This is a genomic window from Verrucosispora sioxanthis, from assembly GCF_010560025.1.
GTDB lineage: Bacteria > Actinomycetota > Actinomycetes > Mycobacteriales > Micromonosporaceae > Micromonospora > Micromonospora palythoicola.
Window position 1 is genome coordinate 376,631 of the sequence record NZ_SAIY01000004.1, and the last position, 20,728, is coordinate 397,358.

At 72.2% G+C, this 20,728-nt stretch carries 21 protein-coding genes and 2 pseudogenes; 9 read left to right on the forward strand and 14 right to left on the reverse strand.

Annotated elements, in window-relative coordinates:
* Positions 1–102: 102 nt before the first annotated feature.
* Positions 103–1,083 carry an alpha/beta hydrolase family protein gene (locus ENC19_RS14490; RefSeq protein ID WP_164447712.1) on the forward strand — a complete coding sequence of 327 codons (981 nt, stop codon included), beginning with the start codon at positions 103–105 and terminating at the stop codon, positions 1,081–1,083.
* A gap of 14 nt (positions 1,084–1,097) precedes the next feature.
* On the opposite strand, the gene ENC19_RS14495 is transcribed toward ENC19_RS14490, so the two are convergent.
* The 3 genes from ENC19_RS14495 to ENC19_RS14505 form a co-directional block, all read right to left on the reverse strand.
* Positions 1,098–2,060, reverse strand: coding sequence for a zinc-binding dehydrogenase (locus ENC19_RS14495; protein WP_164447713.1), 963 nt, complete (start codon positions 2,058–2,060; stop codon positions 1,098–1,100).
* A gap of 65 nt (positions 2,061–2,125) precedes the next feature.
* Positions 2,126–3,304, reverse strand: a complete 1,179-nt coding sequence (locus ENC19_RS14500) for an NAD(P)-dependent malic enzyme (protein WP_164447714.1) — start codon at positions 3,302–3,304, stop codon at positions 2,126–2,128.
* A gap of 135 nt (positions 3,305–3,439) precedes the next feature.
* Entirely contained in the window at positions 3,440–3,832 is a 393-nt protein-coding gene (locus ENC19_RS14505) for a S24/S26 family peptidase (protein ID WP_164447715.1), read from the reverse strand.
* Between the two features lie 25 nt (positions 3,833–3,857).
* Between ENC19_RS14505 and sodN the strand changes: the two genes are divergently transcribed.
* Together sodN and ENC19_RS14515 are read left to right on the forward strand one after the other, a co-directional pair.
* Positions 3,858–4,262 (forward strand): superoxide dismutase, Ni, encoded by a 405-nt coding sequence (gene sodN, locus ENC19_RS14510; RefSeq protein ID WP_093405250.1) that lies wholly within the window; start codon positions 3,858–3,860, stop codon positions 4,260–4,262.
* 213 nt (positions 4,263–4,475) lie between these two features.
* Positions 4,476–4,883: an ATP-binding protein gene (locus ENC19_RS14515; protein WP_164447716.1), complete on the forward strand. Its 408-nt coding sequence runs from the start codon at positions 4,476–4,478 to the stop codon at positions 4,881–4,883.
* Positions 4,884–4,899: 16 nt separating this feature from the next.
* Here the strand turns inward: ENC19_RS14515 and ENC19_RS14520 are convergent, their stop codons facing one another.
* Positions 4,900–5,289, reverse strand: coding sequence for a hypothetical protein (locus ENC19_RS14520; RefSeq protein WP_164447717.1), 390 nt, complete (start codon positions 5,287–5,289; stop codon positions 4,900–4,902).
* A 42-nt stretch (positions 5,290–5,331) separates the two neighbouring features.
* Between ENC19_RS14520 and ENC19_RS14525 the strand changes: the two genes are divergently transcribed.
* Both ENC19_RS14525 and ENC19_RS14530 read left to right on the forward strand, forming a co-directional pair.
* Positions 5,332–6,276, forward strand: coding sequence for a diacylglycerol/lipid kinase family protein (locus ENC19_RS14525; RefSeq protein ID WP_164447718.1), 945 nt, complete (start codon positions 5,332–5,334; stop codon positions 6,274–6,276).
* Positions 6,277–6,720: 444 nt separating this feature from the next.
* Positions 6,721–6,978, forward strand: a complete 258-nt coding sequence (locus tag ENC19_RS14530) for a WhiB family transcriptional regulator (protein WP_007072794.1) — start codon at positions 6,721–6,723, stop codon at positions 6,976–6,978.
* Positions 6,979–7,136: 158 nt separating this feature from the next.
* Here ENC19_RS14530 and ENC19_RS14535 read toward each other — a convergent pair.
* The 4 genes and pseudogenes from ENC19_RS14535 to ENC19_RS14545 all read right to left on the reverse strand — a co-directional run bounded on the left by ENC19_RS14535 (position 7,137) and on the right by ENC19_RS14545 (position 10,546).
* Positions 7,137–7,846 (reverse strand): annotated as a pseudogene (locus tag ENC19_RS14535) (sirohydrochlorin chelatase).
* 89 nt (positions 7,847–7,935) lie between these two features.
* Positions 7,936–8,700, reverse strand: a complete 765-nt coding sequence (locus ENC19_RS14540) for a phosphoadenylyl-sulfate reductase (protein ID WP_164447719.1) — start codon at positions 8,698–8,700, stop codon at positions 7,936–7,938.
* Positions 8,697–8,858 carry a hypothetical protein gene (locus tag ENC19_RS29320; protein WP_166458566.1) on the reverse strand — a complete coding sequence of 54 codons (162 nt, stop codon included), beginning with the start codon at positions 8,856–8,858 and terminating at the stop codon, positions 8,697–8,699. The genes ENC19_RS14540 and ENC19_RS29320 overlap by 4 nt, the downstream gene beginning before the upstream one ends.
* Positions 8,855–10,546, reverse strand: coding sequence for a nitrite/sulfite reductase (locus ENC19_RS14545; protein ID WP_164447720.1), 1,692 nt, complete (start codon positions 10,544–10,546; stop codon positions 8,855–8,857). Before ENC19_RS14545 ends, ENC19_RS29320 begins: the two co-directional genes overlap by 4 nt.
* 389 nt (positions 10,547–10,935) lie before the next feature.
* Here ENC19_RS14545 and ENC19_RS14550 point away from each other — a divergent pair, with 389 nt between their 5' ends.
* Positions 10,936–12,435, forward strand: a complete 1,500-nt coding sequence (locus tag ENC19_RS14550; RefSeq protein ID WP_235944816.1) for a glycosyltransferase family 39 protein — start codon at positions 10,936–10,938, stop codon at positions 12,433–12,435.
* 67 nt (positions 12,436–12,502) lie between these two features.
* Here ENC19_RS14550 and ENC19_RS14555 read toward each other — a convergent pair whose 3' ends face one another.
* A complete protein-coding gene (locus tag ENC19_RS14555) occupies positions 12,503–14,050 on the reverse strand; it encodes a sensor histidine kinase (protein ID WP_164447722.1) in 1,548 nt (515 codons plus the stop codon).
* A gap of 25 nt (positions 14,051–14,075) precedes the next feature.
* Positions 14,076–15,107 (reverse strand): SIS domain-containing protein, encoded by a 1,032-nt coding sequence (locus ENC19_RS14560; protein WP_164447922.1) that lies wholly within the window; start codon positions 15,105–15,107, stop codon positions 14,076–14,078.
* A 194-nt stretch (positions 15,108–15,301) separates the two neighbouring features.
* On the opposite strand from ENC19_RS14560, the pseudogene ENC19_RS14565 reads away from it, so the two are divergent.
* Positions 15,302–16,986, forward strand: a pseudogene (locus ENC19_RS14565) (tetratricopeptide repeat protein).
* A gap of 88 nt (positions 16,987–17,074) precedes the next feature.
* Here the strand turns inward: ENC19_RS14565 and ENC19_RS14570 are convergent.
* Positions 17,075–18,661 (reverse strand): MDR family MFS transporter, encoded by a 1,587-nt coding sequence (locus ENC19_RS14570; protein WP_164447723.1) that lies wholly within the window; start codon positions 18,659–18,661, stop codon positions 17,075–17,077.
* Between the two features lie 114 nt (positions 18,662–18,775).
* On the opposite strand from ENC19_RS14570, the gene ENC19_RS14575 reads away from it, so the two are divergent.
* Positions 18,776–19,354, forward strand: coding sequence for a TetR/AcrR family transcriptional regulator (locus tag ENC19_RS14575; RefSeq protein ID WP_164447724.1), 579 nt, complete (start codon positions 18,776–18,778; stop codon positions 19,352–19,354).
* A gap of 13 nt (positions 19,355–19,367) precedes the next feature.
* Here the strand turns inward: ENC19_RS14575 and ENC19_RS14580 are convergent, their stop codons facing one another.
* Both ENC19_RS14580 and ENC19_RS14585 read right to left on the reverse strand, forming a co-directional pair.
* Positions 19,368–19,871: a GNAT family N-acetyltransferase gene (locus ENC19_RS14580; RefSeq protein WP_164447725.1), complete on the reverse strand. Its 504-nt coding sequence runs from the start codon at positions 19,869–19,871 to the stop codon at positions 19,368–19,370.
* Positions 19,868–20,083, reverse strand: coding sequence for a biotin/lipoyl-binding carrier protein (locus ENC19_RS14585; RefSeq protein ID WP_164447726.1), 216 nt, complete (start codon positions 20,081–20,083; stop codon positions 19,868–19,870). Before ENC19_RS14585 ends, ENC19_RS14580 begins: the two co-directional genes overlap by 4 nt.
* A gap of 200 nt (positions 20,084–20,283) precedes the next feature.
* Between ENC19_RS14585 and ENC19_RS31840 the strand changes: the two genes are divergently transcribed.
* The gene (locus tag ENC19_RS31840; RefSeq protein ID WP_370461611.1) at positions 20,284–20,358 is read left to right on the forward strand and encodes a 50S ribosomal protein bL37; all 75 of its coding nucleotides are present in this window, start codon (positions 20,284–20,286) and stop codon (positions 20,356–20,358) included.
* 81 nt (positions 20,359–20,439) lie between these two features.
* On the opposite strand, the gene rsrA is transcribed toward ENC19_RS31840, so the two are convergent.
* The gene (gene rsrA / locus ENC19_RS14590; RefSeq protein WP_164447727.1) at positions 20,440–20,727 is read right to left on the reverse strand and encodes a mycothiol system anti-sigma-R factor; all 288 of its coding nucleotides are present in this window, start codon (positions 20,725–20,727) and stop codon (positions 20,440–20,442) included.
* Position 20,728 lies beyond the last annotated feature (1 nt).

Below are 20,728 nucleotides of genomic sequence, written 5' to 3' on the forward strand. Positions count from 1 at the left end.
CTCGACAATCATCAGCAAAACCGACATTCATCCGACCAGAAGTGCAAGATCGGCGCGACCGGAACGGCGGTGTCGGAGATCGGGGCGGGCACAATCGGAGCCATGTCGCGTCGTGTCGCCTCCGTTCTGGTCGCCACCAGCCTCCTCGCCAGCGCTCTGGTCGGGTGTTCCACCGACCGTGAGCCCACCGAGGGGGCGGGCGCGCCCACACCTCAGCCCACCGCCTCTGCCGCGCCCTCGGCACCGGCGGTTCCCGCCGGCCGCGCCCCGGCAGACACCTTCGCACTCGGCGTACGGCAGCTGAAGCTGAACCGCGACGGCGACCGACCGCTACCGGTGACGGTCTGGTACCCGGCGGCCGGCCGGGCCGGTGGGCGGCCGGCCAACGGTGCCGAGGCGGCAGACGGGAAGTTCCCGGTCATCATGTTCAGCCACGGCCTGGGTGGCCGTCCCGACGACTACGAGTCGCTGCTGACCCGGTGGGCCTCGGCGGGATTCGTGGTTGCCGCGCCGACCTTTCCGAAGACCTCCCGCGGTGGCGGCGAGAACAACGTGCTCGACGTGCTCAACCAGCCGGCCGACGTGTCGTACGCGCTGACCCGGGTGCTCGCCCTCGACGCCCGCGACGGTGACCCGCTACGCGGGCGGCTGGCCACCGACCGGGTGGCCGCCGCGGGTCACTCGGCGGGTGCGGTGACCACCATCGGGCTGTTCACCGCCGGTCGTGACGAGCGGCTGGCCGCCGGAGTCGTCTTCGCCGGTACCGCCCTGGGGGTGGGCACCGCCTTCGCCGGTGCCGCCGCCCCTCAGATGTTCGTGCACGGCGAGGCCGACGAGGTCGTGCGGTACGCCGCCGGCAAGGCCGTGTACGACAAGGTGCCGTGGCCGAAGGCGATGCTGAGCCTGCCCAACGGCGACCACGGCCGCGCCCTGCTGCGCGGTGAGGGCGCCGCGCTACGGGTGGTCGCCGACACCACCACCGAGTTCCTGCGCTGGACGCTCTACGGCGACGCCGAAGCCAGAAAGCGCATCCCCACCGCCGCCTCCCGCGACGGCATCGCCACCCTCGACGACCACCTGTAGGCGGCCCGAGGAACTCACGCGGTGTGGTCGACGACCACCTTGCCGAAGATGTCACCGGAGTGCAGCCGGGCGAAGGCGTCGCCGACGCGGCTGAACGGCACCACGCTGTCGATCACGGGGCGCACTTTCCGCTCGGCGCAGAACGCCAGCAGGGCGGCCAGTTCGTCGGGAGTGCCCATCGAGGTGCCCAGGATCTCCAGCTGCATGGCGAAGACCCGGCGCAGGTTGACAGTCGGCTCGTGGCCGGCGGTCGCGCCGGAGACCACGATCCGGGCACCCAGGGCGGCCGACTTCAGCGAGTGGTCGAAGGTGGCCGCACCGACCGTCTCGATCACCACGTCCACCCGTTCGGGCAGCCGCGCACCCGGTTCCACGGCGGTCGCGCCCAGCTCGGCGATGCGTTCGCGCTTGGCGGCGTCGCGGCTGGTCGCGTAGACCCGCTTGCCCATCGCGGCGGCCAGCGCGACGGCCGCGGTAGCCACGCCGCCCCCGGCGCCCTGGACCAGGACGGCCTCGGCGTCGTCGACCCGACCCTTGGTGGTGAGCATCCTCCAGGCCGTCAGCCAGGCCGTCGGCAGGCACGCGGCGTCGGTCGCCAGCAGCCCCGCCGGCAACGGCAGCAGGTTCGACCGGGGTACGGCCACCCGCTCCGCGAGCGTGCCGGGGAAGTACTCGGAGAGGATGGACATCCCGCGCGGGTCGCCAGGTGTCGGCACGACGGGGTACACGACCACCTCGTTGCCGTCCGGGTCCACCCCGGTCGCGTCGCAACCGAGGATCATCGGCAACTGCTCGGCGCGGAGCCCGACGCCGCGCAGTGACCAGAGGTCGTGGTGGTTGAGCGAGCTGGCCGTGACGCGCAGCGTCACCCAGCCGTCGTCGGGCAGGCTCGGCTCGGGCTGTTCACCGACGGTGAGCGCGGCGAGCGGGTCGGCGTCGTCGAAACGGGAGGCGAAGGCGGCACGCATGATCCGCACCGTAACAAGCTGAGCGCCCGTTAAGAAGGGCCCTGTGCACGCGTGGACAGGGCCCTTCTCACAACTCAGGCGCGGGCCACGCCGTCCCGGCGGGCCGCCTCGGCCACCGCGTCGGCGACCGCCGGTGCCACCCGTGGGTCCAGCGGCGAGGGCACGATGGCCTCCGGCGTGAGCGACTCGGCCACCACGGAGGCGATCGCGTCGGCCGCGGCGACCTTCATGGCGTCGGTGATCCGGCTGGCTCGGGCCTGGAGTGCACCCCGGAAGACGCCCGGGAAGGCCAGCACGTTGTTGATCTGATTCGGGTAGTCACTGCGGCCGGTGGCGACCACCGCGACGTGCCGGGCAGCCACCTCCGGATCCACCTCCGGAGTGGGGTTGGCCAGCGCGAACACGATGCCGCCCGGAGCCATGCCGGCGACCGCCCGTTCGGGGATCAGCCCGCCGGAGACCCCGATCAGCACGTCGGCGTCGCGCAGCGCCTCGGTGACGTCACCGTGCCGGCCGTCGGCGTTCGTCAGTTCGGCGAGTTCGGCCTTCGTCCCGGTGAGGCCGGTGCGTTGCCGGGAGATGATGCCCCGGGAGTCGCAGACCACCACCCGCTCCGGGTCCACGCCACCGGCCACCAGCATCCTGGTCACCGCCACGCCGGCCGCTCCCGCGCCGCTGACGGCCACCCGCAGGTCGCCGAGCTTGCGGTTGAGCAGCGTCGCGGCGTTGCGCAACGCGGCCAGTACGACGATCGCGGTGCCGTGCTGGTCGTCGTGGAAGACGGGGATGTCCAGCGCCTCGTCGAGTCGCCGCTCCACCTCGAAGCACCGGGGAGCGCTGATGTCCTCCAGGTTGATGCCGCCGAACGACGGCGCGAGCGCGGTGACCACCGCGACGATCTCGTCGACGTCCTGGGTGGCCAGGCAGACCGGTACCGCGTCGACCCCGCCGAACTGCTTGAACAGCACGGCCTTGCCCTCCATCACCGGCAGCGCTGCGCTCGGGCCGATGTTGCCGAGACCGAGTACGGCCGAGCCGTCGGTGACGACCGCGACGGCGCGCGAGGCCCAGGTGTATTCGTGGGCGAGGTCCGGGTCGGCGGCGATCGCCTCGCAGACCCGGGCCACACCCGGGGTGTACGCGAGGGACAGGTCGTCCCGACTGGTCAGCGGCACGGTCGAGACGACGGCCATCTTGCCGCCGCGGTGCAGTTGGAAGACGGGATCAGCAGGGTCCACGGTGGACGAAGACATGGTGACTCCAGAAGAATCGAGCAACTGGGCCGGCCGGTCGGGCGCACGGTGAGGCGAGCGAGCGGCGGCGGTGCGGGGGGTCACCCGGGCACTTCCGAGCATAGCCACGCTCGGGGGTCCAGTATGTGAGCAGGTTCATAACGGTCTTGGCGGCACCCGGCCGGGCCGGGGCCAGTACCGGGCCACCACCCGGCCCCGCACGTCAGCCACGCCGTACGCGCGGGAGTCGTCGGTGACCAGGCCGTTGTCTCCGGCCAGCCACCAGCCGCCGTCGACGGGGCGGACCGCCCGCTTGACCACCAGCAGGTCCGGTCGACTGCGGAACACCGCGATCACCACGTCACCGGGCCGGGTCGCCCGGCCGCCCCGGCGCACCAGCACCGCGTCGCCGTGGCGCAGCGTGGGCGCCATGGAGGGTCCGGTCACCAGCACGGCCGACAGCGGCCACCGCAGCCGGGGCGCGGGCACGGGTTTCACCTCCAGCCGCCTCGGGGACCACCGTCCAGGAGTAATGTCGTCTTGGATCATCGCAAACTTCCCATGGAGGATCCCGATGCGACTTCCACGCATCCTTGCGCCCCGCGTGAGCGCCAGCGCCCACTGCGACCTGCCCTGCGGTGTCTACGACCCCGCGCAGGCCCGCATCGAGGCCGAGTCGGTGAAAATGATCTGCGAGAAGTACCAGGCCAACACCGACCCGGAGTTCCGCACCAGGGCCATCCTGATCAAGGAGCAGCGGGCCGAACTGGTCAAGCACCACCTCTGGGTGCTGTGGACCGACTACTTCAAGCCCCCGCACTTCGAGAAGTACCCGCACCTGCACCAGCTCTTCAACGAGGCCACCAAGCTGGCCGGCGCGGCCGGCGCCAAGGGTGCCACCGACCCGACCAAGGCGGACGAGCTGCTCCAGAAGATCGACGAGATCTCCAAGATCTTCTGGGAGACCAAGCAGGCGTGACGTCGCCCGCGTACGGCACCTGAGGTTGGTTCATCGCGTCGGCGGTCGACGTGTCCCTCGCGGACGCGTCGACCGCCGACGCGTTGGTCCTCGGCCCCGCTCCCGAACGGCGCTCCGATGTGGTTCAACCCGTGTCGCTCGCACGCCGCGCTGAGGCGTCATCAACCGTATGGCGGCCCGAGCGGGTAGAGTCCCCGACCGGGGGGATGAGTGGTGACTCAACTGACCGGCCAGCCGACGACCGACGACGACATCGTGCACCTCACCGTGCCCGCGGACGGCGGCTATCTGAGCGTGCTCCGAACCGCCACCGCCGGCCTCGCGGCCCGTCTCCAGTTCGCCCTGGACGAGATCGAGGACCTGCGCATCGCGGTCGACGAGGCGTGCGCGATGCTGCTCGCCATCGCCGCCGCGGATGCCGAGCTGGACTGCCGCTTCTCGGTCACCGAGGACGCGCTCACCGTCGAGGTGACCGTGCCGACGGTGCCCGGTGCCCGGCTGCCGGCGGAGTCGTCGTTCGCGTGGAAGGTGCTCACCGCGCTGACCACCTCGGCGGGGGCGCGGGCGGCCGACGGCCGGGCGACCATCTCGCTGCTCACCCGGCGCGCCTCCGGTTGGTGACCGGGGTCCGGTCAGGTCACTCGAAGCCCAGAGCGCGGGTGGTGGGCGGGCTGACCAGCAACCAGGTGACACCGACGCCGAGCGCGATCAGCGGCACGCCGAGCCAGCCGAGCCCGCCCTGGATCATGAACCAGCCGATCGGCAACAGCATGAGCTGAAGCACGATGGCCGGCGCGCGGGCACCGGCCCGCCGACGCAGCAGTGCGCCGCTCAGCGCCCAGAGGGCGGCCGCGGCACCGATGGCGAAGGCCGTCACCAGCAGCGCCGACGTCAGGTCGGTGGTGGTGGCGGTCAGATCCGCGAAGACAAGCCAGGCGGCGACCAGCCCGACGGCGACCGCCTGGCCGCGCAGTAGCCGCACCGCCAAACGGAGCGTGACGGGGGCCGGGTCGGAGTCGATGGTCACGCGGTCACGATACCGGTGGCGGTGCGGGGTATTGTGCCGCCCATGCGGGCCGTCCTGCTGGTCAATCCGAAGGCCACCACCACCAGTGAGCGTGCGCGTGACGTCCTCGTCCGAGCGCTGCGCAGTGAGGTCGACCTCTCCGTGCGTTACACCCGCCAGCGCGGCCACGCCACCACGCTGGCCCGGGAGGCCGCCGAGGAGGGCGTCGACGCGGTGGTCACCCTCGGTGGCGACGGCACGGTGAACGAGGTGGTCAACGGCCTGATGACCGCGACCACCGCGGGTGGCGCCGAACCGACCGCCGACCGGCTACCCGCCCTGGCCACCGTGCCGGGCGGTTCGACGAACGTCTTCGCGCGGGCCCTCGGCCTGCCCCGGGAATGGCCGGAAGGCGCCAGCATGATCATGGAGGGACTGCGGCTGGGCCGGCGCCGCACGATCGGTCTCGGCCGGGCCGACGACCGCTACTTCACCTTCTGCGCCGGCTTCGGGCTCGACGCGTCGGTGATCCACCGGGTCGAGGAGGCGCGCCGCCGGGGCCGGGTCTCCTCCCCCTCGCTCTACTTCCGGGCCTTCAGCGCGCAGTTCCTGCTGGGCAGCGAGCGCCGGCATCCGGCGATCCAGTTGGAGCGTCCGGGCGAGGCGACCGAGGGTGAGCTGGCCACGATCATCGTGCAGAACACCGCCCCGTGGACGTACGTCGGGGACCGGGAGGTCAACCCGAATCCGGGCGCGTCGTTCGATCTGGGGCTCGACGTCTTGGCCCTGCGCCAGCTAGGCGTTGCCAGCACGACACGCACCGTGACGCAATTCTTCTCGCCGACGCCCGATCCACGCGGTCGCCAGGTGCTGCGGCTGCACGACGTGGCCGAGTTCACGCTGGTCGCGAGCCGTCCGCAGGCGTTTCAGCTCGACGGTGACTATCTTGGCGAGCGGGAAAAAGTCAGATTCACAAGCGTTCCCGCCGCACTCAGAGTAATCTGTTAGGTCTCCGGTACCACCGGGGTGAGGTGGTCGGCGGCACCCCCGGCGCGACGACTGCGACACCCGGGACGGATGCCGGAAATGTCAGCAATGTTCGGCGGACTGTACTATATTGATCCTCGACTGTGGTACGACGGGTAGCCGGAGAGATCTGGAACCCGGACAAATGGGTTGTGGGCTTGCTCACCGTCCGGAGTTTTTCCGAGCGTCACCCTTGACATCGCGTGAGTTCGTGAAAGTATTCACAAGCGAACTTGAGTTACCGGGATATTGCCTGGACATGCTCGGCACGTTGAGCTTTTCCAGCAGGCCCCCGGGGCCAACAGCCTGCTCACGCACTGCCGAAATGGCGGACGCGAACCGTCACCATCGGCAATGCGGATGCATATAGGAAAAGCACCAACAAGCAACATCTGCCACCCATCCAGAATGAGGAGTGTTGCCGCCATGGACTGGCGTCACCATGCTGTCTGCCGCGACGAGGACCCGGAGCTGTTCTTCCCGATCGGGACGTCCGGTCCGGCTCTCCTGCAGGTCGAGCAGGCCAAGGCCGTCTGCCGGCGCTGCTCCGTGACCGACCAGTGCCTGCAGTGGGCGCTGGAATCCGGTCAGGACGCTGGCGTCTGGGGCGGGATGAGCGAGGAGGAGCGGCGCGCCGTCAAGCGTCGCGGCGGCCTCCGGGTGCTGCGCGCTCACTCCGCCTGACCACCACACACGTACGAAGCGAGACGCCCCGGCCGGCTCAGCCCGCCGGGGCGTTCTGCTGCCCGCTCATGATCCCCACAATCTCCTGATAGTGCTGCCTCGACGGGAATGAGGCGGCAACAACCCTGAAGTTGCACGGCCCCCGAGCGGCAGAGTGGTCAGGTGGGGGTGGTTCGGCGGAGGATCAGGTCCACCAGGTCTGGCGCGTCGGTCAACGGGGACGCCACGGCGATCGCGCCAGCCGCCCGGGCAGACGCCGTCACCGCATCATGGAACAGCCCGGGGGCCAGGAAATAGGCGGCAACGGCCACCCGGCGCGCGCCAGCCGCCCGGAGCCGGGTCACCGCCGCGCCGGCATCCGGCGGCGCCGCCGAGGCGTACGACACCCGGGTCGGGAGGTTCAGGGCCGCGCCCAACGCGGCGGCCACCCGGCCGACGGACCCCCGGGCCGCGGCGTCACGGGTGCCCGCGGCAGCCAGCACCACAGCGTCACACGCGCCCGGCTCCGCCTCGTCCAGCCGTCGCCGCAGCCCGGCCAGCAGCGCCGGGTCCACCTCGCCCCCACCGGCCCGAGCACGTCGCTGACCCGCACCTCGATCGGTGGGCCGGATCGCTGGGCCGCCGCCACCGCCGCCGGGATGTCGACCCGGCGGTGGTAGGCGGCGGTCAGCAGCAGCGGCACCAGTACCGCCCGGGAATGCCCGGCTGCGGCCAGCCCCTGTAGCGCCTCGGTCGGGCCGGGCTCGGTGTGGTCGAGCCAACTCGCCAACACCGGCACCCGCGGGCGCGCGGCGGCGACCGCCCGAGCCAGCGCCCTGGTCGCGTCGGCCGCGCGCGGATCGCGGCTGCCATGGGCGACCAGCAGCAGCGGCTCGCCAACCGGCCCGGAACCACCAACCGAACCCGGCGCGCCGGCCGGCCGAGGGTCGCTTGGCAAGGCCGGGCCGGCGCCTCCGGTCAGAGGTGCAGCCCGCACTCGGTCTTCTCGAACATCGCCCAGCGACCAGCCCGAGGGTCCTCACCGGCTCCGGTCCGCCGGGTGCACGGCCAGCAGCCGATCGAGCCGTAGCCGCGCCGGAACAGCTCGTTGACCGGCACGTTCCACCTGGCGATGTACGCGTCGACGTCCGCCTGCGTCCAGGCCGCGATCGGATTGACCTTCACCTTCCCCCGCCGCGCGTCGAAGGTGACCACCGGCGTGTTGGCGCGGGTCGGCGACTCGTCGCGACGCAGGCCGGCGGCCCACGCGTCATAGTCGGTGAGCGCCCGCTCCAGCGGTTCCACCTTGCGTAGCTGGCAGCATTCGTCCGGGGACCTGTTGAACAACCGCGGTCCGTACTGGCCATCCTGTTGGCCGACGGTCAGTCGCGGCCGGATGGAGCGGACGTTCACCGGGAGCGTGCGGGCCACCTCGTCGCGGACGGCCAGGGTCTCCGGGAAGTGCAGCCCGGTGTCGAGAAACACCACGTCCACCCCGGGTGCGACCCGCGAGACCAGGTGGGCGAGGACGGCGTCGGCCATCGAGCTGGTCACGCAGAACCGGTCCCCGAACGTCTCCGCCGCCCACCGCGCGATCTCCGGCGCGGGCGCGCCCTCCAACTCCCGGCCGGCCCGTTCGGCGAGCACCCGCAGCTCGTCCGGATCGCGTCGGGACGGATCGGCGGTGGCCACGGCGGTGGTGCCGACCAGGCCCAGGCCGGCGGCGGAGACCAGGGCGCTCACCGGTTCACTGCCCGGGAGAGCAGGCCACTGAACCGGACCGTGAAGACCCGTGCGCAGGCGTGGCACTCCCATGCGCCATGCCCGGTCTCACTCGGCCGCAGATCCTCCTCGCCGCAGTACGGGCAGTACAGCGGCACGGAACGAGTCTCACCACTCATCGCAGTTCCTCCTCGTCGACCCGAATCACCCAGTTGGCGAACGTCTCGCCCTCGGTCCGGCCGGCCAGGTAGCGCTCGGCCAGCCGCTCGACGTACCCGGGCAGCTCCTCGGCGGTCGTCTTCAGGCCGCGCAGCTTGCGCCCGAAGCCGGCGGTGCGCCCCTCGGCCATGCCGAGCCCACCGCCGAGATGCACCTGGAAGCCCTCCACCTGACTCCCGTCCGGCCCGGTCACCAACTGCCCCTTGAGGCCGATGTCGGCGACCTGCGTGCGGGCGCAGGCGTTGGGGCACCCGTTGATGTGGATGGAGATGTCCGCGTCGAAGTCGCGCAGTCGCTGCTCCAACCGGGCCACCAGTTCCTCGCCGCGCGCCTTGGTCTCGACGATGGCGAGCTTGCAGTACTCGATGCCGGTGCAGGCCATGGTGCCGCGCCGCCAAGCCGACGGCTGTGCCTCCAGGCCGATCTCCCGCAGGCCGGCGACCAGCGACTCCGTCCGCTCCGGCGGCACGTCGAGCACCAGCAGCTTCTGGTACGGCGTGAGCCGCACCCGCTCGCTGCCGTGCGCCTCGACCACGTCCGCGAGCCGGGCGAGCTGGGTCCCGGAGACCCGCCCGACCACCGGGGCGGCGCCGACGTAGTCACGGCCGTCGCGCTGCCGGTGCACGCCGATGTGGTCGATCGGCCGCTCCGGCAGTGTCGGTGCGGGGCCGTCGAGCAGCGTCCGGCCGAGGTACTCCTTCTCCAGCACCTCGCGGAACTTCGCCACCCCCCAGTCGGCGACCAGGAACTTCAGCCGGGCGCGGTGGCGCAGCCGCCGGTAGCCGTAGTCACGGAAGATGCCCACCACGCCGGCCCAGACGTCGGGCACCTCGGACAGCGGAACCCAGACGCCGAGGCGCTGGGCCAGCATCGGGTTGGTGGACAGGCCGCCGCCGACCCACAGGTCGAAGCCCGGGCCGTGCTCCGGGTGGTCGACACCGAGGAAGGCGATGTCGTTCGCCTCGTACGGGGTGTCCACCAGCCAGGAGATCGAGGACTTGAACTTGCGCGGCAGGTTGGAGAACTGCTTGTCGCCGACGTACCGCTTGACGATCTCGTCGATGGCGGGGGTCGGGTCGATCCGCTCGGCCTCGGCCACCCCGGCCACCGGGCTGCCCAGCACGATCCGGGGACAGTCACCGCACGCCTCGGTGGTCTGCAGCCCGACCGACTCCAGCCGCCGCCAGATCTCCGGCATGTCCTCGACCCGGATCCAGTGGTACTGGATGTTCTGCCGGTCGGTGATGTCCGCGGTGTCCCGGGCGAACTCCCGGGAGATCTCGGCGATCGTGCGCAGCTGGGTCAGGTCGAGCTGGCCGCCGTCGACGCGTACCCGCAGCATGAAGAACTCGTCTTCCAGCTCGTGCGGCTCCAGCACGGCGGTACGTCCGCCGTCGATGCCCGCCTTCCGCTGGGTGTACAGGCCCCACCACCGGAACCGCCCGCGCAGATCCTGCGGGTCGATGGAGGCGAAGCCACGGTGGGCGTAGATGTTCTCGATGCGGGCCCGGACGTTCAGCGGGTCGTCGTCCTTCTTGATCCGCTCGTTGGGGTTGAGAGGCTCCCGGTGCCCGAGCGCCCACTGGCCCTCACCACGGGGGCGCCGGGGCGCCCGCGGCGGGCGGGCCGGAATCTCGCTGACTGCCATCGCGGCGTCCTCCGTTGTCTGCTGCGCCTCGGTGGGGCTGAGCGGGCGCGACGACCGGTTCCCGGAGGGACCGTGGACAGCGATGTCTCTGCACGGCCGGCGCGCTGCGTGCCCGAGGCAGGGATGGTCGGGCGTCGTCAGTGAGCCGGACAGATGGCGCTGCGCACGCGGCCGTAATCAACGTGGCGTCGAGCCACGAAGCGGCGCACGACAGCGGCAGTCATGAACGTCATGCTGCCACACCTCGGGCGGGCCGGCCAATGGTCACGTGCGCGATCCCACATCACGGGCGGTCGCTGCCGGCTCCCCCGAGCGTCACCGTGTGGCAGGCTCGCAATGTGGGCGATTTGTCCGACAAGTCGATTCCGGTTACTGGGATCGGCGTCCGGCTGAGCGGCGGGCGACTGCGCTCGGTGCCGGTGTGGCTGGTGCCGGCGACGGTCACCCTGCTGGCGACGCTTGCCGGCCTGGACGCCGCCCAGCCGTGGCGCGACGAGTTGGCGACCTGGAGTGCGGCGACCCGAGGTCTGAGCGGCCTGTTCCGCCTGGCCGGCACCATCGACGCCGCCACCGGCCCCTACTACCTGCTCGTGCACGCCTGGCTGGCGGTGGCCGGCGACTCGGTGGCCGCCCTGCGCCTGCCCTCCGCCCTGGCCATGGCCGCGACCGCCGGGCTGACGGCGGTACTCGGACACCGGCTGTGGGACGCCCGCGTCGGCACCCTCGCCGGCCTGCTGTTCGCGGTGCTCCCCGGCACCTCCCGGTACGGCCAGGAGGCGCGGCCGTACGCCCTGGCCGGCGCGCTCGCGGTGCTGAGCACGCTGCTGCTGGTCGACGCGCTGCGCCGGCCCAGCCGGTGGCGCTGGGCCGGCTACGCGGCAGCGACCACCGCCCTCGGGCTCACGCACCTGGTGGCCCTCACCCTGCTCGCCGCCCACGCGGTCGCCGTGCTGACCGCGACCAGGGCGGTCCGGGCCGACGGCGGACCCGGTGGCCGGGGTGACAGGTCGAGCGACGGTGGGCAGCGGCGGCCGCCAGTACCGGGCCGGGTGGTCCGGTGGTGGTTCGCCGCCCTGGTGCCGGTGGCCACGGCGGTGGTGCCGCTGGCCCTGATCGCCCGGGGCCAGCGGGCCCGGCAGCTCGACTGGGTGGACGCCGCCCGACCCGGCGACCTGGCCGCGCTGGCCGGCGGGGTGACGCAGAGCAGTGTGGTCGGCGGCGTGCTGCTCGGACTCGCCGCGCTCGGCGCGGCTCGGGCGGGCCGCCGGGGGCTGCTGCCGGTGAGCTGCGTCCTGGCGCCGGTGCTGCTGCTCTTTCTCGCCGGACTGGTCGTCCCCCTCTGGGTGCCCCGCTATCTGGTCTTCGTGGTGCCCTTCGGCTGCCTGCTGGCCGGCGCGGCGCTGGCCTCCGCCCGGCTGCCCGCCGCGCTCGCGGTGGTGGCCCTGACCGGCCTGCTCGGCCTGCCCGACCAGGCCGCGCTGCGCCGTACCCACGAGTGGCCACGCAGCGCGACCGTGGACTACCGGGCGGTGGCCGAGATCGTCGGGAGCGGTCGGCGGCCCGGTGACGCGGTGGTCTACTCACCCCGCGACAGCTGGCTCTTTCTCGACCTCGGCCTGCGCTATCACCTCGGCGGCCGGACCCCGCAGGACGCGCTGCTGGTCGAGGGGCAGGAACGTCGGGGTGACCTGTGGGCCGCCGAGTGCGACCGGCCGACGGAGTGCCTGGCCGAGGTCGACCGGGTCTGGCTGGTGCTGGCCGGACGACGATCCGAGCCACTGGCTGCCGTGCCCGGCGTCAAGGGCGACGCGCTCCGGGACCGCTTCGCGGTGGCCCGGGTGTGGCCACACTCCGGCATCACGCTCGCGCTGCTGACCCGACGCGGCTGACCGTCGGCTCGTCCTTCCCCGACAGGGAACGCACCGGAACCGGAACTGTCGGAGCACGGGCAGGAGGTCAACCGCCGCCGCGGCCCTCGGGGGCGCTGCGGGCCAACGGGAGGGCCAGGAACGCCTCGGTGCCACCGTCGGCACCGGGACGCAACTCGATGGTGCCGCGCAGTTCCCCGGTGACCAGCGCCCGGACGATCTGCAAGCCGAGCTTGGCGCCGCCCTCGGCGTCGAATCCCGCCGGCAGGCCCCGGCCGTTGTCCGTCACGGTGACGTTGAGCATCCGGCGGAGCCGGTGCGCCGAGACCACCACCTCGGCCTTCGGCGGCCCGGCGGGCACCGGCGCGTCGTCATCGGCCGGCGGGAAGCCGTGTTCGACGGCGTTGAGCAGCAGCTCGTTGAGCACCATCACCAGCGAGGTGGCGATCTCGGCCGGCAGCACGCCGAAGGTGCCGGTACGACGCATCGCGACGGTCACCTCGGTCGCCGCCACCTCGGTCGCCGCGTTGGCCACCCGGTCGACGATGCCGTCGAACTCCACCGCCTCGTCGCTGGACATGGCGAGCGTCTCGTGCACCAGCGCGATCGACGCCACCCGGCGTACCGACTCCTCCAGGGCCACCCGCGCCTCCGGCATGGCCACCCGGCGGGCCTGGAGGCGCAGCAGCGCCGCCACCGTCTGCAGGTTGTTCTTCACCCGGTGGTGGATCTCCCGGATGGTGGCGTCCTTGGTGATCAGCGCGCGGTCGCGTCGGCGTACCTCGGTGATGTCGCGGACCAGCACCAGCGCGCCGATCGGCACGCCGGCGGGCATCAGCGGCAGGGCCCGGGTGAGCATGGTCGCCCCACGCGCGTCGATCTCCCGGCGGGGCGGCGCCTCGCCGCGCAGCGCGGCGAGGATGCCGTTGGCGGCGTCGGTGCCGTCCAGGGGATCGCCGGCCAGCCGCCGGTGCAGCACCGCGAGATCCTCGCCGACCAGGAGTGAGGCGTGACCCAGGCGCCGGTACGCCGACTGCGCGTTGGGGCTGGCGTAGGTGACCTTGCCGCCGGCGTCCAGCCGCACCAGCCCGTCACCGACCCGAGGCGCCGAGGTGGTCTCGCCCGGGTGCCGGGGCGGTGGGAAGGTGCCGTCGGCGATCATCTGTGCCAGGTCGTCGGCGGTGGTCAGGTAGTTGAGCTCCAACTGGCTGGGGGTACGCGCGGTGGAGAGGTTGGTGTCCCGGCCCACCACGGCGATCACCTCGCCGGACTCGCCGTCGGCCGTGCGCAGCCGGACCGGGATCGCCTCGTGCCGGGCGGGCACGTCGCCGTACCAGACCGGATCACCCTCCCGCCAGATGCGCCCCTGCCCGTAGGCGACCTCCAGGTGCGCCACCTCCGGACCACCGACGATCCGTCCCACCTGATCGTCCTGGTACGCGGTGGGCGCGGTGGTCGGGCGCACCTGGGCCACGCAGAGGAAGCTGCCCTCACCGTCGACCGGAACCCAGAGCAGCAGGTCGGCGAAGGAGAGGTCGGACAGCAACTGCCAGTCACCGGCGATGCGGTGCAGGTGGTCGATGTCGACCCGGCGCAGGCGGGTGTGCTCCTCGGCGAGATCGCGCAGCGTTGACACGCCGACCAGCGTGCCACGCCGACCGTCACATCGTCGCGGTGACCTTCTTCAACCCGCGCGGCGCGTCCGGATCCTCCCCCCGGGTGAGGGCGAGCGCCAGGGCCAGCCGCTGCAACGGCAGAATGTCCAGTAGCGGGGCGTACCGCTCGTCGACCTCGGGCACCGCGAGGCGGGTCGCTCCGTCGATCGCGGCGGAGCCGACCACCACCACGTCGGCGCGGCGCTCACCGAGCCGGGGCAGCACCTCGCCCATCGACCGTCCGCCCGGTCCCGAGCCGACCACCGCCAGCACCGGCACGTCCGGGTCGGTCATGGCCAACGGGCCGTGCAGCAGGTCGGCGCCGGAGAACGCCAGCGCCGGCAGGTACGACGTCTCCATCAGCTTCAGCGCCGCCTCCCGGGCGGTCGGGTACGCGTACCCCCGGCCGGTGGTGACGATCTGGGCGGCGAAGCGGTAGCGCGGCGCGAGTTGTGCCGCGACCGGGTCGGTGAGGGTACGGGCGGCCAACTCAGGCAGGTCGGCCAGCGCCCGGCGCTCCTCGGCGGGCAGCGCGCCGTCACCGGCCCGGATCCCCTCCACCAGCATCAGCAGGGCGAGCAGCTCGGCCGTGTAGGTCTTGGTGGCGGCCACCGCCCGCTCGTGCCCGGCCGCGATGTCGATGGCGAGTTCCGCGGTGGTCGCCAACGGGGAGTCCGGTGCGTTGGTGACGGCCAGGGTGAGGGCACCGGAGTCGCGGGCGGCCCGGAGCACCTCCGTCAGGTCGGGGGATCCGCCGCTCTGGCTGACCCCGACCACCAGGGCGTCGGAGAGGTCCGGCCGGGCACCGAAGAGGGTGACCGCGCTCGGCGAGGCCAGGCCGGCAGGCAGGCCGAGGCGGATCTCACTGAGATAGGCGCCGTACAGCGCGGCGTGGTCCGAGGTGCCCCGTGCGGTGAACACCACATGCCGGGGGCGACGCTCGGCGATGGCCGCGGCCACCCGGGCGATGGGGGTGGCGTGCTCGGTGGAGAGCAATCGCTCGTAACCGGCCGGCTGCTCGTCGATGTCGGCGGCCATGCCGCTGCCTGGGCGCGTCACGAAAACCCCTCCCCTGCGCGATATCCGCGCGATTGCTGCTCAGTCTTGCATCTTTGATCCGATCTGAGCAATCAAATGAGCAGTAGTGCGCAGTGGATCACCAAAACTGGGGTTCGTCACCTACGCTGACCCGACCTCACCGCGCAGCCGGGACCAACGAGTGAGAGGACCACGTGGCCGAGGGAACGGACGACCGGGCGCTGCCGGCGACGGAGGAACTGATCCTGGCCCGGCGGGCCCTGGATTCCGGCGAGCTGACGCATGCCGCCGACCACGTCGCGGCGGCGCTGGCCCGGGCACCGACGCTGCCCGAGGTGCACGAGACCCTCGCCCGGCTGGCCGCCGCCAGCGGCGACGGCGGGATCGGCCTGTTCCCGTTGCAGCACCACACCTTCGTCGGTGCCGTGGTCGCCCGGGCACATCTGCTCGCCGCGGCCGGCCGACCGGCCGAGGGCCTCGATCTGCTGGTCGCAGCCACCGCCCACGCACCGGGGGCGGACTGGGCGGGCGTGCCCTGGGTGACCTCGCCAGAGCTGGCCGAGCGTCTCGGACCCGAGCAGGCCGCCCGGGTGCTGATGCAGGTCTGCGCCGCCGTGCCCGACCCGGTCGCGCCACCGAACCGGGCCGCCCTGTCGCCGTACCTGACGCTCGCCCGCAACGCGATCACCGTCCACCCGGAGCACGCGCTGCTGCTGGGCACGGCGTCCGCGCTGGCCCGGCGGGTGGAGGAGGTGCCGCTCGCGGTCCGCTGGGCCAGCCGGGAGTACGGGCGGCGCCGTCGAAGATGGGCGAGGTGTGGCTCGGGTACGCGCTACGCAGCGCCGGCCGGACCCGGGAGGCGCTCGCCGCGTTGCGCCGCGCCGTCGAGCACGACCCGGACGACCTCGCGGTGTACGCCGACATCGCCGGCACCCTGGCCGACCACGGCCGGCTCGACGAGGCGCTCAGGTGGATCGAGCGCGCCCTGGCCCGCAACCCGTCCTTCGACTGTGCGGTGCACACGGCACACCGCCTGCGATTCCAACGCGATGGTGAGGTGCGGCACCTGGTGGCGCTGGCGGATTTCGTCCGCGACCACCCGGACGACTCGCACGAACACGGCGACCTGGCCGAATGCTGCCGTGGCCGTCCCTGGCTGGGGCAGGTGACGCCGGCACCACCGGCAACCGGGACCGCCGCAACGGTCGGGCGACCCGGCACCGGGCCCGCCGACGGGTCGGAGCCGACGGTGGCGGCGCGTCTAACGTCGCCGCCGTCGGCGGAGGCCGCCCGCCGCCTGCGCCAGCTCGCCCACCCCGCCTGGCCGCACCCACCGGCGGCCTACGACGCGGCGGTCGGCCTGGCCACGCTCGACCTGGCCGACCTGCTCGGCCTGCTGGCCCATCCGCCCGAGACACCGCAGACCGCGCTCGGGCGGGTGCTCGCCGGCCAGGACCCGGCGCTGTGGTTGCGCTGCGTGCAGGTCTGGACCTGCCTCGGGCTGCTGCACCACCGCACCGACGAGCCGTGGCCCGATTCCACCCGGCGACGGGTGCTCGTGGAGCTGGCGCACGAGGTGCCGGAGGTCGCCGAGGCGGCCCTGTTCGCCCTGGTGACCGCCGCCTGGGTGGATCCGTCGGTCCGCACCGACGTGGCCGCACTGGTCACCGAGCGGCTGGCGGCGGTGGCCACGGCGGTTCGGCACCATCCGGTGCCCACCGCGGCCTCGCTGGCACACCTGGCGCTGGCCACGCCGGACCTCGATCCGGAGACCATCGCCACCGCGCGGACGCTGGCCGGCGTGACCGTCCGCAAGCGGCGTGGCGCCACGCGGGCCCTACGCGCCCTGCTACGCCGTCTGCTCCGTCGATCGGCGTGACGAGTCCCGAGCGCCGTGACACCCCCGCCGGGGACGTCCGCCGCCGGAACGCGCCCTCCGGACGCGCCCCGGCGGTCCCTGGTCGCCGTCAGACGGCCGGTGCCCGGGCCAGCTCGGTCTCGGCCTGCTCCTGCCGACTCGCGTCCGACTCCGGCTCGTTGCTGGTGCGCAGCGGAATCTCCCGGATGAACCAGGCCAGCACCGGAACCACCGCGGCGAAGAGCACCGCCCAGAGGAACACGTGCGAGATCGCGTCGGCGAGCCCGCCGAGCACCACCTCGCGGGCCTGCGCCGGCAGTTCCCGCAACTGCTCGATGTTCATCGCCGCGCCGGCCTCGCCGCCACCGCTGAACGCGCCACCGGCGGCCGAACCAGCCAGCCGGTTGGCGAAGATGGCGCCGAACAGGGAGATCCCGAACGACCCGCCGATGGAGCGGAAGAAGGTGGCCGCGCCGCTGGCCGCCCCCAGGTCCTTCTGAGCGACGCTGTTCTGCGCGATCAGCATGGAGGTCTGCATGAGGAAGCCCATGCCGGCACCGAGCACGAGCATGTAGAGCGACGAGGAGAATCTGCTGGTGTCCACCTCCAGCAGACTCAACAGGGCGAGCCCGGCGGTCATCACCACGCCGCCCACGATCGGGAAGATCCGGTACCGCCCGGTGCGGGTGATCGCCCGGCCGACGACCAGCGAGACCAGCAGCATGCCGAACATCAACGGCAGCAGCAGCAGGCCGGAGTTGGTGGCCGAGGCACCCTGCACGGTCTGCTGGTACAGGGGCAGGAAGTTCATCGCGCCGAACATCGCGAAGCCGAGCAGGAAGCCGATCACCGAGATGAGGGCGAAGTTCCGGTTGGCGAAGAGCCGCAGTGGCAGGATCGGCTCAGGAACCCGCCGCTCGACGAACCCGAACACCACGAGCGCCGCGACAGCCAGTACGGCGAGGCCGAGGATCTGCGGGCTGACCCAGGCGTACTCGTTGCCACCCCAGGTGGTGATCAGCACGATCCCGGTGATGCCGATCGACAGCAGGGCGGCACCGACCCAGTCGATGCGGTGCTCGGTGCGGTACTTGGGCAGGTGCATGGTGGCGATCAGCAGCACCAGCGCCACACCACCCAGGGGCAGGTTGACGTAGAAGGCCCAGCGCCAGGAGAGGTGATCGGTGATGAAGCCGCCGACCAGCGGACCGGCGACCATCGCGATCGCCATGATCCCGGCGATCATGCCCTGGTAGCGGCCGCGCTCGCGGGGTGGCACCAGGTCGCCGATGATCGCCATGACACCGACCATCAGGCCACCGGCGCCCAGACCCTGGACGGCCCGGAAGGCGATCAACTGGACCATGCCGTCGTCGGCGCCGCCGAGGAAGCCCGACCCGGCCATACCGCACAGCGCGGAACCGACCAGGAAGATCACCACGGCGGTGATGAAGACCGCCTTACGGCCGTAGAGGTCGCCGAGCTTGCCCCAGATCGGGGTGGAGACGGTGGTGCCCAGCACGTACGCGGTCACCACCCAGGTGAAGTGGTTGAGCCCGCCGAATTCGCCCACGATGCGCGGCAACGCGGTGCTGACGATCATGTTGTCGAGCATCGCCAGCATCATGGCGATCATCAGACCGAAGAGCACGACCCGGACATTGGGTCGCACGGCGGTCTGGTTCTGCTGGGCCATCGGTAAGCTCTCCCCCCGAGATGCGGCGCACTTACTTGCCGCCCGGCTAGTTACCTTACTAGCCGGACGGTAAGTTGGACAGGCAACGACGGTCAACCGGATTGGCAGGTAGGGGTGAGTCAGAGCACAGGCGGCACCCGCGAGCGGATCAAGGCCGTGGCGCTGGAGCTCTTCACCGAGCAGGGCTACGAGGCGACGTCCCTGCGTGAGGTGGCCGAGCGGCTCGGGGTGACCAAGGCCGCGCTCTACTACCACTTCAAGAGCAAGGACGAGATCGTCTCCAGCGTGGTGGAGGACCGGCTGGAGCGGATGGACGCGCTGATCGCCTGGGCCGAGAGTCAGCCGGCCACGCTGGCCACCCGCAGAGCCGTCATCGAGCGGTACGCCGACGCCATGTTCAGCGGCGAGCAGCCCTCGGTGATGCGGTTCTTCGAGCAGAACCAGACGGCGCTGAAGAGCCTGTCCGCCGGCCGGGAGCTGCGCGACCGGATGTTCCGGTTGGCCACCGCCCTCTGTCAGGGCGACGACTCCCCCGGCGCCCAGCTCCGTGCCGTGCTGGCCCTGTTCGCCGTGCACAGCAGCTGGTTCGCGGTACGCACACCGGACATCACCGACACCGAGCGCAAGCAGGTGGCCCTGGAGGTCGCCGACGAGCTGCTCGCCGCGATCGCCGCGCCGCCCGCCCGGCCGTGAGCCGCGACGTCGGCTAGCCGAGGGGCAGCCGCAGAGCGAGCAGGTCCACCCCGGGGAACGGGCTCCAGTCCCGGTCGGGCTGGCGGACGAAACCGCGCCGGCGGTAGAGGCGGTGCGCCGGCTCGGCGTGGCCGTCGCGTACGCAGATGGTCACCGCGGTGCAGCCCAGCTCGATCGCGCGCACCACGCACGCCTCGACGAGCGCCGCGCCGGCTCCCCGTCCCTGCGCGGTCGGGTCCACCGCCAGCATCCGGAACTCCGCCTCCCCCGGGGCGCACATCTCGGCGTACCGGGTGCCGGGCAGCACGAAGGTGACCGAGCCGAGCAGGTGACCGTTCGCCGGGTCGACGGCCACCAGCACGTCACCGTGCTCCGCCCGGGCGGAGACGTCGGCCAGCACGTCGGCGTAGCCGGTCTCGCCCTTGAGCTGGCCGTCGGCCTCGTACGCCGCGACGGTGAGCCGGGCGACCCCGGCGTAGTCGGCCGGCTCGGCCGGACGGATCAGCGGGCCACTCAACCGATCACCGCGATCAGGTCACCGTCCTGCACCACGTCGCCCTCGTTGACCGCGAGCTGCTGCACCACGCCGTCGGACTCGGCGATCACGGGGATCTCCATCTTCATCGACTCCAGGATCACCAGGGTGTCCCCCTCGGACACGGCGTCCCCGGCCGACGCGACGACCTTCCAGACGTTCGCCACCATCTCGGCGCGGATCTCCTCGGCCATCTCTGCGGCCCCTTCCTCGCGGCTCCTGCGACGTATCCAATCATGAGCGGACGGCCAGCGGGCGCGGAGCGGCCCCGGCAGCGGTCCGCCCGTACCGTCGGCACTAGCATCAACGGGTCAGACCCGACGTCGGCGAGGGCGACCGGCTCCGGTGACGGGGGTCGTCCGCAGCCCGATCCGGCCATCACGAGGAGGTCACCATGGCGAAGAAGGCCCGCAAGAAGAAGGCCCGCAAGAAGAGCGCCGCGAACCACGGCAAGCGCCCCAACTCCTGAGCCGGCGGGCGGCTGCCCGCCGCGATCGGACGACGGACGCAACGGTGCCCGGGTCGGAATCGACCCGGGCACCGGCGTGTGTCAGTCGGCCAGTTCGCGCGACTCGCTGGTCTCGAAGACGACGAGTTCGCTGATCCGTACCCGCAGCCGTTCGCGCAGCTCGTCCGGCGCGGACTCGTTGCCGCAGCAGCGGGCCACCAGCGCCTTGACCTCCTGCTCGATGCCGTACTCGCGCAGGCAGTGGCCGCACTCGTCGAGATGGTGCCGGATCAACGTCCGCCGCTCCTGCGCGCATTCCAGGTCGAGGTAGAGGTAGACCTCCGCGAGCACCTCACGGCAGTCCGTCTCGTGCGGGTCTCCACAGCTCACG